Below are 12,671 nucleotides of genomic sequence, written 5' to 3' on the forward strand. Positions count from 1 at the left end.
GGGTCAAGCCGCCGAAGCATTACCCCGAAACCGGCAAAGGGAAGCCAGAACCAATGGTTCTGGCTTCCCTCGCGAGCCACGGGAAAAGCACTCGGCGCGGCCACACCCAGGAGGCTACGTGAGAGATAGGCGGCTGGCTCCCTTCCCGTTAGGAAAACTGCTGGCCGCCGCTACGCCCCGTGAGGCTTACTTCTTTTTGTGGCGGTTCTTGCGCAGGCGCTTTTTGCGCTTGTGAGTGGCAATCTTATGACGCTTTCTTTTTTTACCGCAGGGCATGATGCTTGGGGGTTAAGTTGGTGATGTTTTAGCTTGTCAGATTTTTGTTGTCAATTGTCAGGCTCGTTGTGTCGCAACTTATCGCTAACAACTGACAACGAGCGACTAACAACTATTTTAATTTGGCAATTTCCTCGTCGACCGAAGCAGCCAGGGCCGGATCGGAGCTGAGGCTTTTGGCGGTAAGGAAAGCCGCCTTGGCCTCCTCCTTGGCACCGGTACGGGCCAAGGTAACCCCGAGGTAAAACTGACCGTTCACATTCTTCGGATTGACTTTCACCAAGTCCTGGAAACGTTTCACGGCCTTATCGTACTGGTTGCTCTGCACCGCGAGAATGCCCATATTGTACAGGGCTTTCTCGTTGCGGGGGTCGGATTCCAGCACTTCGCGCAGCAGCGTTACGCCCTGCACGGGGTTGTCGGAGGCCATGTAGGCCATACCGAGATTGGTTTTAGCATCAAGGTTGCCGGGCTGCTCCTTCAACACCTTAGCGTATAGCTCCCGGGCTTTGCCACCGAGCAATTTAACCCGCTCGTCGGTAGCCGCAAAGCTAAACGCCTGAAAATAGGCATCGGCAGCCTGCTGCCAGTTTTGGGCATTGGGCTTGGCCAAGGCTACTTGCTCCAGGTAGTAGCCGGCGCTGTCGAACCGCTCCACGCTGTTGTAGCGCCGCGCCAGGGTGGTGGCCACCGTGGCACGGGCCGCACCATCCGGGGCCGCGTTGTATTGGGCTAGCAACCGCGCCAACTCCTGCCGTTGGGCTGGAGTAGCGGAGGTGTGAGGCGCAGCATTCGGACCTTTGTTTTCCGTGGCCGTCGCCGGCACTGGCCCCGAGGACTCCTCCGTTTTGGAGCCGTTGGTGGCTGGACCGCCGCCGTCGCGGTTGGCCGTTTTTGCCGCGTCTTTGCTCAGTTCCGACCGGCTTTCCTTCGGTTTCATAATGCCTTTGGGCAACACAAATAAGCCTCCCACCAGCACAAGTGCGGCGGCAAGGACAACCAATTGATGCGTGGTGGAGCTAGTAGTGGCCATGGGCTGAAAAAGCCGGCCGCCGGGCTTTTCCTCGCGGAAAAGACACCGGCGGCGCGGCCGGCAATATTCAGTAGCAAGCAGTCTTGACTCAGCATTAGGCTAATTAATAACCTGTTACTGAGCGCTAACTACTTAAAAAAACAACAAAACTAGGCTTTGGCCGCAACGGCTTTCACCTTCTTGCTGTTCTTGATTTTTGCCACGAATGTCTTCGACGGCTTAAAGCTCGGAATGTAGTGCTCTTCGATGATGAGCGACGTATTTTTCGAGATGTTGCGAGCGACTTTGCGGGCGCGCTTCTTGTTTACGAACGAGCCGAAGCCGCGCACGTAAATGTTGTTGCCTTCCGTCATTGAATCTTTCACGACTTTGAAGAAAGCCTCAACAGTCATCAATACATCAGCTTTCTCGATGCCGGTCTTCGTGGAGATTTCGGCGATTACCTCAGCTTTAGTCACGTTGGTATGGTACTTAGGTGGTTGAAAAAATTACGTTTTTAGGCAAAAAAGTCCCGAATTCCAGCGTAAGCCCTTGCCCGGTAAGCGGTTCGCCCCTGAATTCGGGCCACAAAGGTAGCCCCCTTTTTTTGTTTTACCAACCCGGACACCGAAACAAGGCCCGGACCCAAATTATTCTCTTTCAAAATTTTGACAAAATCAAATCCTCGCCCTTCCTTTCTGGCTGCTGCTCTCCTGGCATGGTATCCGCGTCATCACCGCGACCTGCCCTGGCGCCACACCCGCGACCCGTATGCCATCTGGCTCTCGGAGGTTATTCTGCAGCAAACCCGCGTAGCCCAGGGCCTGCCTTACTACGAAACTTTTCTGGCGGCTTACCCTACCGTGCAGGATTTGGCGGCCGCGCCGGAAGCCGAAGTACTACGCTATTGGCAGGGCCTGGGGTACTATTCGCGGGCCCGAAACATGCACCGCACCGCCCAGCAGGTAGTGGCGGAGCACGGCAGCCGATTTCCCGGCACCTATGCGGAATTGCTAAAGCTCCGTGGCGTTGGTCCCTACACGGCCGCCGCCATTGCTTCTTTTGCTTTTGATGAAGCCGTGGCGGTGCTCGACGGCAATGTGTACCGGGTGCTGGCCCGCATCTTTGGGCTGCATTCTGATATCGCTGCGCCCAGCTCGCGCAAAGAGTTTCAGGCCGTGGCCGACCAGCATATTCCGGCCACTGCTCCTGCCGATTTTAACCAGGCCATTATGGAGTTTGGGGCTATCCAGTGCACGCCGGCCAAGCCCGACTGCCTGTTTTGCCCCTTGCAGAGCCAGTGTTGGGCATTTCAGCATGGGCAGGTGGCGCTGCTGCCCGTGAAGAGCAAGGCCAAAGCCTCCCGCACTCGCTACTTCCACTATTTCGTGCTGCGCCATGGCGAACAAACCTATTTGCGCGAACGGCGGGAGAAAGACATCTGGCAAGGCCTCTACGACTTCGCCATGGCCGAAACCACTGTGCCCGAGCTGCCGCCCGCCGAACTGCTGCGCCATCTCGATGCGCTGGGCGCCGCCCTCGACACCAGCCAGGCAGCCGAGCCCACGGCGGCCTACCGCCACGTATTAAGCCATCAGAAGCTGGAGGCGCGGTTTCATCCTTTGGCGTTGACGCAGGCTTTACCGGCCAGCACGTTGCGTGACCTAGGGCTACGCGCCTATTCTGCCGATGAGATAGAAGCCCTGCCCAAGCCGAAGCTGATTGCTAATTATTGCAGCCAGAATCTTTAGAAAGACATTTCCCAACTTAATTGGATTTTTTGGCCCGTATTTTTAGTAAAAACTTAGGTGTTTGCCGATTTAATTTATTATCTTTGAAGCAGAAAAGGCCGGGCGGTTTTTTTATTTCTGTATTTCCTAACGTGCAATAATATGGCCGGAGTAAACAAGGTAATTTTGGTAGGCAACCTGGGCAAAGACCCCGAGGTCCGTCATTTGGATGGCGGTGTGAGCGTGGCTCACTTCACCCTCGCTACCAACGAGTATTACAAAGACAAGCAGGGCACCCGCGTGGAGCGCACCGAATGGCACAACATTTCGGCTTGGCGCGGGCTGGCTGACATGGCGGATAAATTCCTCAAAAAGGGCCAGCAAGTGTACATTGAAGGCAAGTTGCGCACCCGTCAGTACCAGGACAAAGACCAACAGACGCGCTACATCACGGAAATCATCGCCGATGAGATTTCGATGCTGGGCGGCCGGCCCCAAGGTGCTGGTAGCCCAACGGATGCCAACGGCACCGCCGCCGCCGAGCCGCAGCAAAGCTTTCGGCAAGAGCCGGAGCTGGACCAGCTGCCATTTTAGCCATTGGCTATCGATTTTAAAAAGAAGCCCCGGCACCAGGCCGGGGCTTTTTTCGTTGCGCCCGGTGCGGGCCGCAGGTTTTACCTTTGAAGCCTGGGCGCCTGACCGGAACGGTGGCGCTGCCTGCTTAGTAGAAGAAATTACGTGGTATCAACCCTGAAAAAACTTTCCGTGCTGACCGTGGGGATGGCGCTGCTGGCGGGCTGTTCGTCGGCGCCGGATTTCACGCCTAAACCAAAGGGCTACAATCGCATCGACTTGCCTGCGCACCGCTATCGGGAATTGCAGGGCGGCCATCCGTATGAGTTCGAATATTCGACGCAAGCTGTTATTAAGCGGGATTCTTCGTCGATTGCCCAGCCGCACTGGCTGAACGTGTACTACCCCAAGCTGCACGCCAACGTGCAGATTACGTACATGGACGTGCAGCGCGACCGGCGCCTCTACAACAAGATGATGGAGGATGCCCGCAAGCTCACGGGCAAGCACGAAATCAAAGCCACGGCTATTGATGAGCGGATTCTAAAGACACCCAGCGGCATGCGGGCCTCGGTGTTTGAGCTTTCGGGCGAGGTGCCCAGCCAGTTTCAATTTTACACCACCGATAGCACGCACCATTTTCTGCGGGCGGCGCTGTACTTCCAAACGGCTACGGCCAACGACTCGCTGGCCCCGGTGATTGAGTACGTGAAGACGGATATGGTACGAATGCTCAACACTTTAAAATATAAGTAGGGACGAAGAATGAGTAATTTCTTCAATACCCGGCTCGAATTTTTGCGGACGGTGGGCAGCACCCAACGGGCGCAATTGCTGGGCAAAGAGCTGGGCTTATTCACCTACGGCGACCTGATTCAGCGCTACCCGTTCCGCTACCTGGACCGGACGCAGTTTTATAAAGTGGCCGATTTGACTGAGGACTTGCCTTACGTGCAGGTTCGGGGCATGCTGCGCGGCAAGGAATTGGTTGGCGAAGGACCCAAGCAGCGGCTGACGGCCAAGGTGGGCGACGGCACCGGTGAATTGGAACTGGTGTGGTTCAAGGGCGTGAAGTGGGTGCAGCAATACGCCAGAAACAACCAGGAATACATCGTTTTTGGCAAGCCCACCATGTTCAACGGCCGGCCCCAAATGGCCCATCCGGAACTGGAAGAAGTGAGCGAGGCCAAGCCAGGCCAGAGCTTTCTACAACCGGTTTACAACACGTCGGAAAAGCTCAAAAACTACCACCGCATCGATAGCAAGGCCATTATGCGGATGGTGGCCGAGCTCCTGAAGCTGGCGGGGCCGCACATCGTGGAGTCGCTCTCGCCGGTGCTTGTTGAGCGGTATGGGCTGATGAGCAAGGCGCAGGCGATGCAGCAGATTCATTTCCCGCAGAGCCCGGAGTTGCTGGCGGCGGCGCAGTTCCGGCTAAAATTTGAGGAGCTGTTCTACATACAGCTGAAGCTGTTGCGGCAGCGCGACCAGCGCAAGGTGACGCTGGCCGGCCAGATTTTCAATCAGGTGCCGACGCTCGTCGATTTCTATAAAAACCACCTGCCGTTTGACCTGACCGGGGCGCAGAAGCGCGTTATTCACGACATCTACAAGGATTTTTGCACGGGGCAGCAAATGAACCGGCTGCTGCAGGGCGACGTGGGCTCGGGCAAGACCATCGTGGCCTTTATTGCCATGCTGATGGCCGCCGACAACGGTGCGCAAAGCTGCATCATGGCCCCCACCGAAATCCTGGCCGACCAGCATTACACCGGGCTGAAGGTGTACGCCGACGAGTTGGGCATCAGCATTGGCAAGCTCACGGGCAGCACCCGCACCGCTGAGCGGCGCGTGCTGCACGAGGCCCTGCGCAACGGCACCATGCACATGCTGGTGGGAACCCACGCCCTGCTGGAAGACGTGGTGCAGTTCCGCAACCTGGGCCTGACCATCATGGACGAGCAGCACCGGTTTGGGGTGGCGCAGCGCTCCAAGCTGTGGCAGAAGAACCCGCACATCATCCCGCACGTGCTGGTGATGACGGCCACGCCCATCCCGCGCACGCTGGCCATGACGCTGTATGGCGACCTCGACGTGAGCGTGATTGACGAGCTGCCGGCCGGCCGCAAACCCATCGTGACGGTGCACCGCTACGATGCCAACCGCCTGAAGGTGTTCGAGTTTATTCGGGACCAGGTGAAGCTGGGGCGGCAGGTATACATCGTGTACCCGCTGATTGAAGAATCGGAAACGATGGACTACAAGGACCTCACCGACGGGTACGAGAGCGTGTCACGGGCTTTCCCGGAGTTCCAAATCAGCATCGTGCACGGACGCATGAAGGCGGAGGAAAAGGACTACGAAATGCAGCGCTTCATCAAGAAAGAAACGCAGATTATGGTGGCCACTACCGTGATTGAGGTGGGCGTGAACGTGCCCAATGCCTCCGTGATGGTGATTGAATCGGCCGAGCGGTTCGGGCTGTCGCAGCTGCACCAGCTGCGTGGGCGCGTGGGCCGCGGCGCCGACCAGAGCTACTGCATCCTGATGACGGGCTTCAAGCTGAGCAAGGACGCCCGCACCCGCCTCGAAACGATGGTCCGGACCAATAACGGCTTCGAAATCGCCGACATTGACCTGAAGCTGCGCGGCCCCGGCGACCTGATGGGCACTCAGCAAAGCGGCGTGCTCGACCTGCTCATTGCCGACCTGGCCAAAGATGGCCGTATTCTGAGCGAAAGCCGGGCCGCCGCTCAGGCCCTCCTTTTGGAAGACCCCGAGCTGGTGCACCCCGTCAACGGCAACATCCGGCACCACATCGAAAGCCTGCCGGCTACGGCCGTGAACTGGAGCCGGATTAGCTAGCCCCAGGAAATAAGTATGGGCAAAAAAAAACGACCTTACCAGAAGTCGTTAGGCTTTTTCAGCTAGAACATCTCGGCGAGAAGTCCGCTACCGCTCTGCTGCGGCTGGCTGTGCTCTGGGGCAGGCTTCACTGGCTCAGAGGTGAGAACCTGGTGCACCAACACTACTGAAGTATCGGACTGCGTCTTCGTCTCAATTGCCTGGTTTACAACGACCGGAGCGGGTTGTTTGGCAAGTTTGCCACTGATAATAATGGCCGATAACAGCGTAAACTTAAAGAGCGACTTCATAATGTAGTAGATAATTGCGAGGACAAAGGTACGACGCGACCTCAGCCTTGTTACAAAAAAACGTTTAAAAGGGCAAAAAGCACGGCCGTCTGGCGCCGCAACCTGATGGGACTTGGAGGTAGTTATCGGACTGGTTGCTTGACCCCGGTTGAGCCTGCTAAACAGCTACGAAGTAAACAGGCCCCATGTACGGAAGTGGCCATGATAGTGTTATGCTTAGGATACTTTTTCGTTAGCTGCTCCTTGAATAGCGGTCCGGAGACTCGCTTGCAACGAATGCAGCAACGCCCAAAACTGGTACTTTTGGGCATAATGGGCGGGCAAATATTTTTTCTCATGTTTAGAATACGTCAAAATTTTATGTCGCATCGAGCACTGCTGATTGGACTGATGGGGTGGGCATTGGTGAGTGGCGCGGCTCCGGCTGTGGCCCAAAAAGTAAAGTCGGCCCCGTTTAGCTACCTGCCCGAGCAGGGCACCGACCGCTACGATATGCGGGTGCCGCACAAAACCCTGGCCCTGGCCGATGGCACGGGCTTCGTCATCCTGGCCCACCAAAGCGCGGGCGGCTACGCCGTGGAACGCTACGACGCCGACCTCAAAAAGCAGTGGAGCACCACCATCCCGGTAACACCCGGCGAAACGCTGGAAGCCTTTGGACGGGGGCCACAGCAGGCGTGGGTAGTGCTGCACCACAAGGACGACAGTGGCCAAAACCTGGCCGTAGTGGCCGTGAACCTGCAAAGCGGCCAGCGCGGCCCCGCCAAAGTGGTGATGACCGCCGCCCCGCGCGACCGCCGGCCGGGCGTGTCCATCTCGCCCGATGGCAGCCGGCTGCTGGCCTTCCGCTACCTCACCCGCGAGCAGCAGGTTCAGCGCATCGCGGCCACGCTGTTTGACCAGAACCTGGGGCAGCTGGAGGAAAAAAACTATGATTTCCGCGATTTGAGCGACTTTTTCTCGCCCGCCGTGCATGTGGCGAACGATGGCACACAGTATGTAACGCTCATTAGCGAAGGCATGAAAAAGCTGACCGTGCGCCGCTACCCGGCCGGGCCTACCACCGAAATCAAGGTATTGGGCGTGCCGGTGGGCGGCGTGTACGGCGGCAAAACCGTGACCGTGCGCGACGCCCGCTTCACGGTGCTGAACGATGGCAGCCTGTATGCCGCCGCTCTGTGCGCCGACTACGCCACCGGCGAATATTACAGCCTGAAAGTGGTGAAATATGACTTCAGTGGCACCGGCGACATGAAGTTCTCGCCGGAATTTCGCTTCACCCCTGCCTACCTGGCCGAGGTGAGCAAAGCCAGCGGCACGGAGGCAAAACGGCTGGACGACGTGTACCTGGGTGAGTTGTTGCTCACCCCTGAAAAACAGCTGGTGGTGGTGGCTGAAAAGCACTTTGAAGAGGGCGGCAGCGAGGCCCCGGTGCACGCCCGCGAGCTGCACCTGTTTGGCTACAACGAGTTTGGGGCGCCCACCTGGCACAGCATCGTGGCGAAGGACCAAGTGGCCCCGGCCGTCGATTCCTACACTGGCATTGGGTTTCGGGCGGCGGTATTCGGTGGCACGGTGCAGCTACTGACACTGGAGAACATCAACAAAAAATCGGACCTATACCTACGTCGTGTAAATGCCCAGACGGGCGTAATCAGCCCGCCCGAACGCCTGAAGTTGAACGTGGCCGACGACCAGCAGTTGGCCTACGTAAAGGATTTCACGGCGTGGCTGGGCGAAAAAACCATTATCGGGGTGAGCCGGCCGAGCAAAAAATCGGCGGCGTTGCAGTTGGAAAAGATTGTGGTGAAGTAGTCAGTTTGCCTACTGCCCATAAACACACAAAAGGCCGCTCCTGAGTCAGGAGCGGCCTTTTGTGTCAACAAGCGAATGGGTTTAGAACACGTACTCGTTGGCCTCAATCAGCTTGGCGGCGATGCGACGGCGCGACTCTTTCACATTCAGCAGTTCCGTTTTGGTGAAGCGCTTGAGACCCATGAGCAGCAGGCGCTGCTCGTCGCCCTCGGCCATGCTGCCGATGGCATCTTTGCCGGCTTTCTCCACGATGTCCACGGCATCGGCCAGGTACACGCGGGCAATGTCGGCTTCCACGGCCAGGGCTTCTTCGCCCTTGGCGGCGGCCTCCTTCTCCACGCGGAGCAGGGTGCTCTCGGCGATATAGGTTTTGATGGCCATGTCGGCAATGTTCATCAGCAGCTCCTGCTCCTTGGCAAGGGTGGCAGTGAATTTCTGCACGGCCGAGCCGGCCACCATCAGAATGGCCTTTTTCAGGTTGGCGATGGTCTTCATCTCCTTGCTGAACAGGCCGGTTTCCTCGTCCTGGCTCATGCTCGGGATGCTCAGCAGCTCCTGCTGCACGGCCTGGGCGGGGCCCATCAGGTCGATTTCGCCCTTCAGGCCTTTCTTCAGAATCATGTCAACGGCCAGCAGGCGGTTGATTTCGTTGGTGCCTTCGAAGATGCGGTTGATGCGCGAATCCCGGTAAGCGCGGTCCATCGGGTAGTCGGCCGAGAAGCCGTAGCCGCCGTAAATCTGCACGCCCTCGTCCACCACGTAGTCGAGCACTTCCGAGCCTTCCACTTTCAGAATGGCGCACTCCACGGCAAACTCGCGGGCCGCTCCCAGCAGGGCCTCGTTAGCGCCTTTGCCCTCCGCCATGAGCTGCTGCTCCATGCGGTAGATATCGGAACCCGCGCGGTAAATGGCCGATTCCACGGCGTAGATGCGGATGGCCTGCTGCGCCAGCTTGTAGCGAATGGCGCCAAACTTCGAGATGGGCATTTTGAACTGCACCCGCTCGTTGGCGTATTTCACGCTCAAATCAGCAGCCATTTTGGTAGCACCCAGGCAAGCAGCGGCCAGCTTAATGCGTCCGATGTTCAGCACGTTGAAGGCGATGAGGTGGCCTTTACCAATCTCGCCCAGCACATTCTCCTTCGGCACCAGCGCATCGGTCAGGAACACCTGACGGGTCGAGGAGCCTTTGATGCCCATCTTGTGCTCCTCGTTGCCGAGGCTCAGGCCGGGCGTGTTGCGCTCCACGATGAAGCCGGTGAACTTGTCGCCGTCAACCTGAGCAAACACGATGAACACATCGGCAAAGCCGGCGTTCGTAATCCACATTTTCTGGCCGTTCAGCACGTAGTGCGTGCCCTCGGCGTTCAATACGGCTTTGGTTTTAGCCCCCAAAGCGTCAGAGCCGGAGCCGGGCTCGGTGAGGCAATAAGCGCCCATCAGGGTGCCATCGGTGAGGCCGGGCAGGTACTTGGCCTTCTGCTCATCGGTACCGAAATACAGAATGGGCAGCAGGGCGATGCCCGTGTGCGCCGCGAATGCCACCGGGAACGAGTGACCGCCGCCCACACCCTCCGTCACGCGCAGGGCCGTGGGGAAGTCCATATCCAGCCCACCAAACTGCTCCGGCACGCTCACGCCGAACAGGCCGAGCTGGCCGGCTTTCTCCATCAGGCCGCGCATGAGGCCTTCCTCGTGGTTATCGAGGCGCTCCAGCAGCGGCTGCACTTCGGCGGCCACGAAATCCAGACAGGTCTGGTACATCATGACCTGCTCTTCGGTAAAGTCGGCCGGGGTGAAGACGCTCTGGGCATCGGTCGGCTTGATGATGAATTCGCCGCCCTTCAGGCTGGCTTGCTGCGTTACTTCCATGACGGTTTGGGGTGGGTTGTGGAGTTGAAAAGTATTAGGCTAGCCTACTAGTTAGGGAAACAACGAGGCCAGCGGTTTAGTGTTGCAAGTTAAGAAAGAATGTTAGGCGTGCCTACTACTTTGTTTAAAGAAAACCCCGGATGAGCGGGGTTTTCTTGATTTGGGCAGTGGCCTAGTTGAAGAAGCCGTACCAAGCATCTATCAACGGGCCAATATTTATGGCTGTGACTTCAGGTTGCTGCCGCAACCAAGCTTCTACCGCTTGGCGGTCAGATTCCGACGTTTTCCGACTTGAATCAGATTGCACGAAAAAGTCATTAAGCCCCCCGCCCAATAGCAAGTGGTTTGATTCGATTGCATTGATTAGCCGGTCACCAAAGTCGTCCTCCGCTTTGCTGTCGGGCAAATTCAAATCAAATTTCACCGAGAAGCCCATTTCCTGAAACTCATGTAGCCGACGTTTCTTTCGTAGCCGCTTTTTCATCTATTGAGGTTTGATGCAGCTGATAGGAATGGTCAGGCGGACTGGTACTGCTTGACCATTATGGTAACCAGGGCTCAATCTAGGCAGACTTCTTACGGTTGCCAGTAGTGCATTGTCAATGACGGGATTATTGCTGCTTTTCGATATTTCAGCATTTCGCACCTGTCCATCAGCACCGACTATAAATGTTACATGAATGCCCGAATAACGAGTGTCCCCGTCATCGGTAAATGCCGGTATACGCAACTGTTTTGAAAACTCATTCACAATTCCCGTAAACCCACCACCACTAAGCAATTGCGGCATCTTTTCCACGTAAGTATACACATGCGTGGAATCAACAGCTTCTTTTGGAGCAGGCAGTTTTTGAGCGCGGGCTCCTAATGCAGACACAATCAGCAGAAAACATAGAATGAAGGCCTGTTTCATAGTCCGCCATTGTCATACCGAATATCGTGAAGCACCTCTACCGTTCGCGGCAATTAAATGGATTACTTCTGCGGCAAAGATGCTTCACTGCGTTCAGCATGACGTTCTTTTTAAGAGCAATACAAGAAGCTACCTCAGCAGCTCGTAGATGCCGGCGACGCCCTGGCCGCCGCCCACGCAGGCCGTGACAATGCCGTACTTCTTGCCGCGCTCACGCAGCTCGTCGAAGAGCTGGATGCTGAGCTTGGCGCCGGAGCAGCCCAGCGGGTGGCCCAGGGCAATGGCCCCGCCGTTCACATTCAGCTTCTCGGGGTCGAGGCCCAGCTCGCGCACCACGGCCAGCGACTGCGAGGCGAAGGCTTCGTTCAGCTCAAATAGGTCGATGTCTTCGAGTTTCAGGCCGGCTTGCTTGAGGACTTTCGGCACGGCTTTGATGGGGCCCATGCCCATGATGCGCGGGTCCACGCCTTCGGTGGCGTAGTTCACCATGCGGGCGATGGGCTCCAGGTTCAGCTCCTTCACCAAGCGCTCCGACATCACGAGCACGAAGGCCGCGCCGTCGGAGGTTTGGGAGGAGTTACCGGCGGTGACGGTGCCGTTGGCGGCGAACACGGGGCGCAGCTTGCCTAGGGCTTCTACCGAGGTGTCGGCGCGGGGGCCTTCGTCAGTGTCCACCACGTAGGAGCGGTTTTTCTTCTTGCCGGTGGCCTGGTCCACGTAGGTTTCCTCTACCGTGATGGGCACGATGCTCTTGGCAAACTTGCCCGCCGCAATGGCTTTGATGGCCTTCTGGTGCGACTGGTAGGAGAATTCGTCCTGGTCCTGACGACTGATTTTGTAGTCGTTGGCTACGGCTTCGGCGGTGAGGCCCATGCCCATGTAGTAGTCGGGGTGCTTCATGGCCAGCGTGTAGTTGGGCACGGTTTTCCAGCCCACGGTGGGCACCAGGCTCATGCTCTCGGTGCCGCCCGCGATGATGCAGTCGGCCATGCCGGATGAGATTTTTCCCACGGCCATGGCAATGGTTTCCACGCCGGAGCCGCAGTAGCGGTTCACGATGAGGCCGGACACGTTGATGGGCAAGGCCAGCAGCGAAATCAGGCGGCCCATTTGAAGTCCCTGCTCGGCCTCCGGCACAGCATTGCCAACAATTACGTCGTCAATACGCGTGGGGTCGAGGGCCGGCACCTGGGCCACGAGGTGTTTGATAACGGCGGCGGCGAGGTCGTCGGGCCGGGTGAAACGGAGGCCGCCCCGGGGGGCTTTGCCCACGGCCGTGCGGTAGCCGGCTACGATATATGCGGTGTTAGACATGTTCTTTATCG

General features: G+C 57.6%; 12 protein-coding genes. 5 read left to right on the forward strand and 7 right to left on the reverse strand.

Features of this window, described 5'->3' with window-relative positions; translation table 11 throughout:
- Nucleotides 1-388: 388 nt before the first annotated feature.
- Nucleotides 389-1,309 carry a tetratricopeptide repeat protein gene (locus J4G38_RS17340; protein WP_210519162.1) on the reverse strand — a complete coding sequence of 307 codons (921 nt, stop codon included), beginning with the start codon at nt 1,307-1,309 and terminating at the stop codon, nt 389-391.
- A 149-nt stretch (nt 1,310-1,458) separates the two neighbouring features.
- Nucleotides 1,459-1,767, reverse strand: coding sequence for an HU family DNA-binding protein (locus tag J4G38_RS17345; RefSeq protein ID WP_046244842.1), 309 nt, complete (start codon nt 1,765-1,767; stop codon nt 1,459-1,461).
- 189 nt (nt 1,768-1,956) lie between these two features.
- Between J4G38_RS17345 and mutY the strand changes: the two genes are divergently transcribed.
- The 4 genes from mutY (at nt 1,957) to recG (ending at nt 6,456) form a co-directional block, all read left to right on the forward strand.
- Entirely contained in the window at nt 1,957-3,039 is a 1,083-nt protein-coding gene (gene mutY, locus J4G38_RS17350) for an A/G-specific adenine glycosylase (RefSeq protein WP_226163512.1), read from the forward strand.
- A gap of 141 nt (nt 3,040-3,180) precedes the next feature.
- Nucleotides 3,181-3,612 (forward strand): single-stranded DNA-binding protein, encoded by a 432-nt coding sequence (locus J4G38_RS17355; RefSeq protein ID WP_210519164.1) that lies wholly within the window; start codon nt 3,181-3,183, stop codon nt 3,610-3,612.
- A 186-nt stretch (nt 3,613-3,798) separates the two neighbouring features.
- A complete protein-coding gene (gene gldD / locus J4G38_RS17360) occupies nt 3,799-4,347 on the forward strand; it encodes a gliding motility lipoprotein GldD (protein ID WP_210519271.1) in 549 nt (182 codons plus the stop codon).
- A gap of 9 nt (nt 4,348-4,356) precedes the next feature.
- Nucleotides 4,357-6,456 (forward strand): ATP-dependent DNA helicase RecG, encoded by a 2,100-nt coding sequence (recG, locus tag J4G38_RS17365; protein ID WP_210519166.1) that lies wholly within the window; start codon nt 4,357-4,359, stop codon nt 6,454-6,456.
- Nucleotides 6,457-6,518: 62 nt separating this feature from the next.
- On the opposite strand, the gene J4G38_RS17370 is transcribed toward recG, so the two are convergent.
- On the reverse strand, nt 6,519-6,746 hold the full coding sequence (locus J4G38_RS17370; protein ID WP_210519168.1) for a hypothetical protein: 228 nt from the start codon (nt 6,744-6,746) through the stop codon (nt 6,519-6,521).
- A gap of 360 nt (nt 6,747-7,106) precedes the next feature.
- Between J4G38_RS17370 and J4G38_RS17375 the strand changes: the two genes are divergently transcribed.
- Nucleotides 7,107-8,561, forward strand: a complete 1,455-nt coding sequence (locus J4G38_RS17375) for a hypothetical protein (RefSeq protein ID WP_210519170.1) — start codon at nt 7,107-7,109, stop codon at nt 8,559-8,561.
- Nucleotides 8,562-8,642: 81 nt separating this feature from the next.
- On the opposite strand, the gene J4G38_RS17380 is transcribed toward J4G38_RS17375, so the two are convergent.
- The 4 genes from J4G38_RS17380 to J4G38_RS17395 form a co-directional block, all read right to left on the reverse strand.
- Nucleotides 8,643-10,433 (reverse strand): acyl-CoA dehydrogenase family protein, encoded by a 1,791-nt coding sequence (locus J4G38_RS17380; protein WP_210519172.1) that lies wholly within the window; start codon nt 10,431-10,433, stop codon nt 8,643-8,645.
- A gap of 172 nt (nt 10,434-10,605) precedes the next feature.
- The gene (locus J4G38_RS17385; RefSeq protein ID WP_210519174.1) at nt 10,606-10,917 is read right to left on the reverse strand and encodes a 50S ribosome-binding protein YggL; all 312 of its coding nucleotides are present in this window, start codon (nt 10,915-10,917) and stop codon (nt 10,606-10,608) included.
- Nucleotides 10,918-11,346, reverse strand: a complete 429-nt coding sequence (locus J4G38_RS17390) for an energy transducer TonB (RefSeq protein WP_210519176.1) — start codon at nt 11,344-11,346, stop codon at nt 10,918-10,920.
- A gap of 129 nt (nt 11,347-11,475) precedes the next feature.
- Nucleotides 11,476-12,660: an acetyl-CoA C-acyltransferase gene (locus J4G38_RS17395; protein ID WP_210519179.1), complete on the reverse strand. Its 1,185-nt coding sequence runs from the start codon at nt 12,658-12,660 to the stop codon at nt 11,476-11,478.
- Nucleotides 12,661-12,671 lie beyond the last annotated feature (11 nt).

The sequence above is a fragment of the Hymenobacter terricola genome (assembly GCF_017921975.2).
Taxonomy (GTDB): domain Bacteria; phylum Bacteroidota; class Bacteroidia; order Cytophagales; family Hymenobacteraceae; genus Hymenobacter; species Hymenobacter terricola.

Coding starts and splice junctions, on each gene's coding strand:
- J4G38_RS17355 (WP_210519164.1), top strand. CDS start 3,181: ATGGCCGGAGTAAACAAGGTAATTTTGGTAGGCAACCTGGGCAAAGAC.
- J4G38_RS17375 (WP_210519170.1), top strand. CDS start 7,107: ATGTCGCATCGAGCACTGCTGATTGGACTGATGGGGTGGGCATTGGTG.
- J4G38_RS17340 (WP_210519162.1), bottom strand. CDS start 1,309: ATGGCCACTACTAGCTCCACCACGCATCAATTGGTTGTCCTTGCCGCC.
- J4G38_RS17380 (WP_210519172.1), bottom strand. CDS start 10,433: ATGGAAGTAACGCAGCAAGCCAGCCTGAAGGGCGGCGAATTCATCATC.
- recG (WP_210519166.1), top strand. CDS start 4,357: ATGAGTAATTTCTTCAATACCCGGCTCGAATTTTTGCGGACGGTGGGC.
- J4G38_RS17390 (WP_210519176.1), bottom strand. CDS start 11,346: ATGAAACAGGCCTTCATTCTATGTTTTCTGCTGATTGTGTCTGCATTA.
- J4G38_RS17370 (WP_210519168.1), bottom strand. CDS start 6,746: ATGAAGTCGCTCTTTAAGTTTACGCTGTTATCGGCCATTATTATCAGT.
- J4G38_RS17395 (WP_210519179.1), bottom strand. CDS start 12,660: ATGTCTAACACCGCATATATCGTAGCCGGCTACCGCACGGCCGTGGGC.
- J4G38_RS17385 (WP_210519174.1), bottom strand. CDS start 10,917: ATGAAAAAGCGGCTACGAAAGAAACGTCGGCTACATGAGTTTCAGGAA.
- gldD (WP_210519271.1), top strand. CDS start 3,799: ATGGCGCTGCTGGCGGGCTGTTCGTCGGCGCCGGATTTCACGCCTAAA.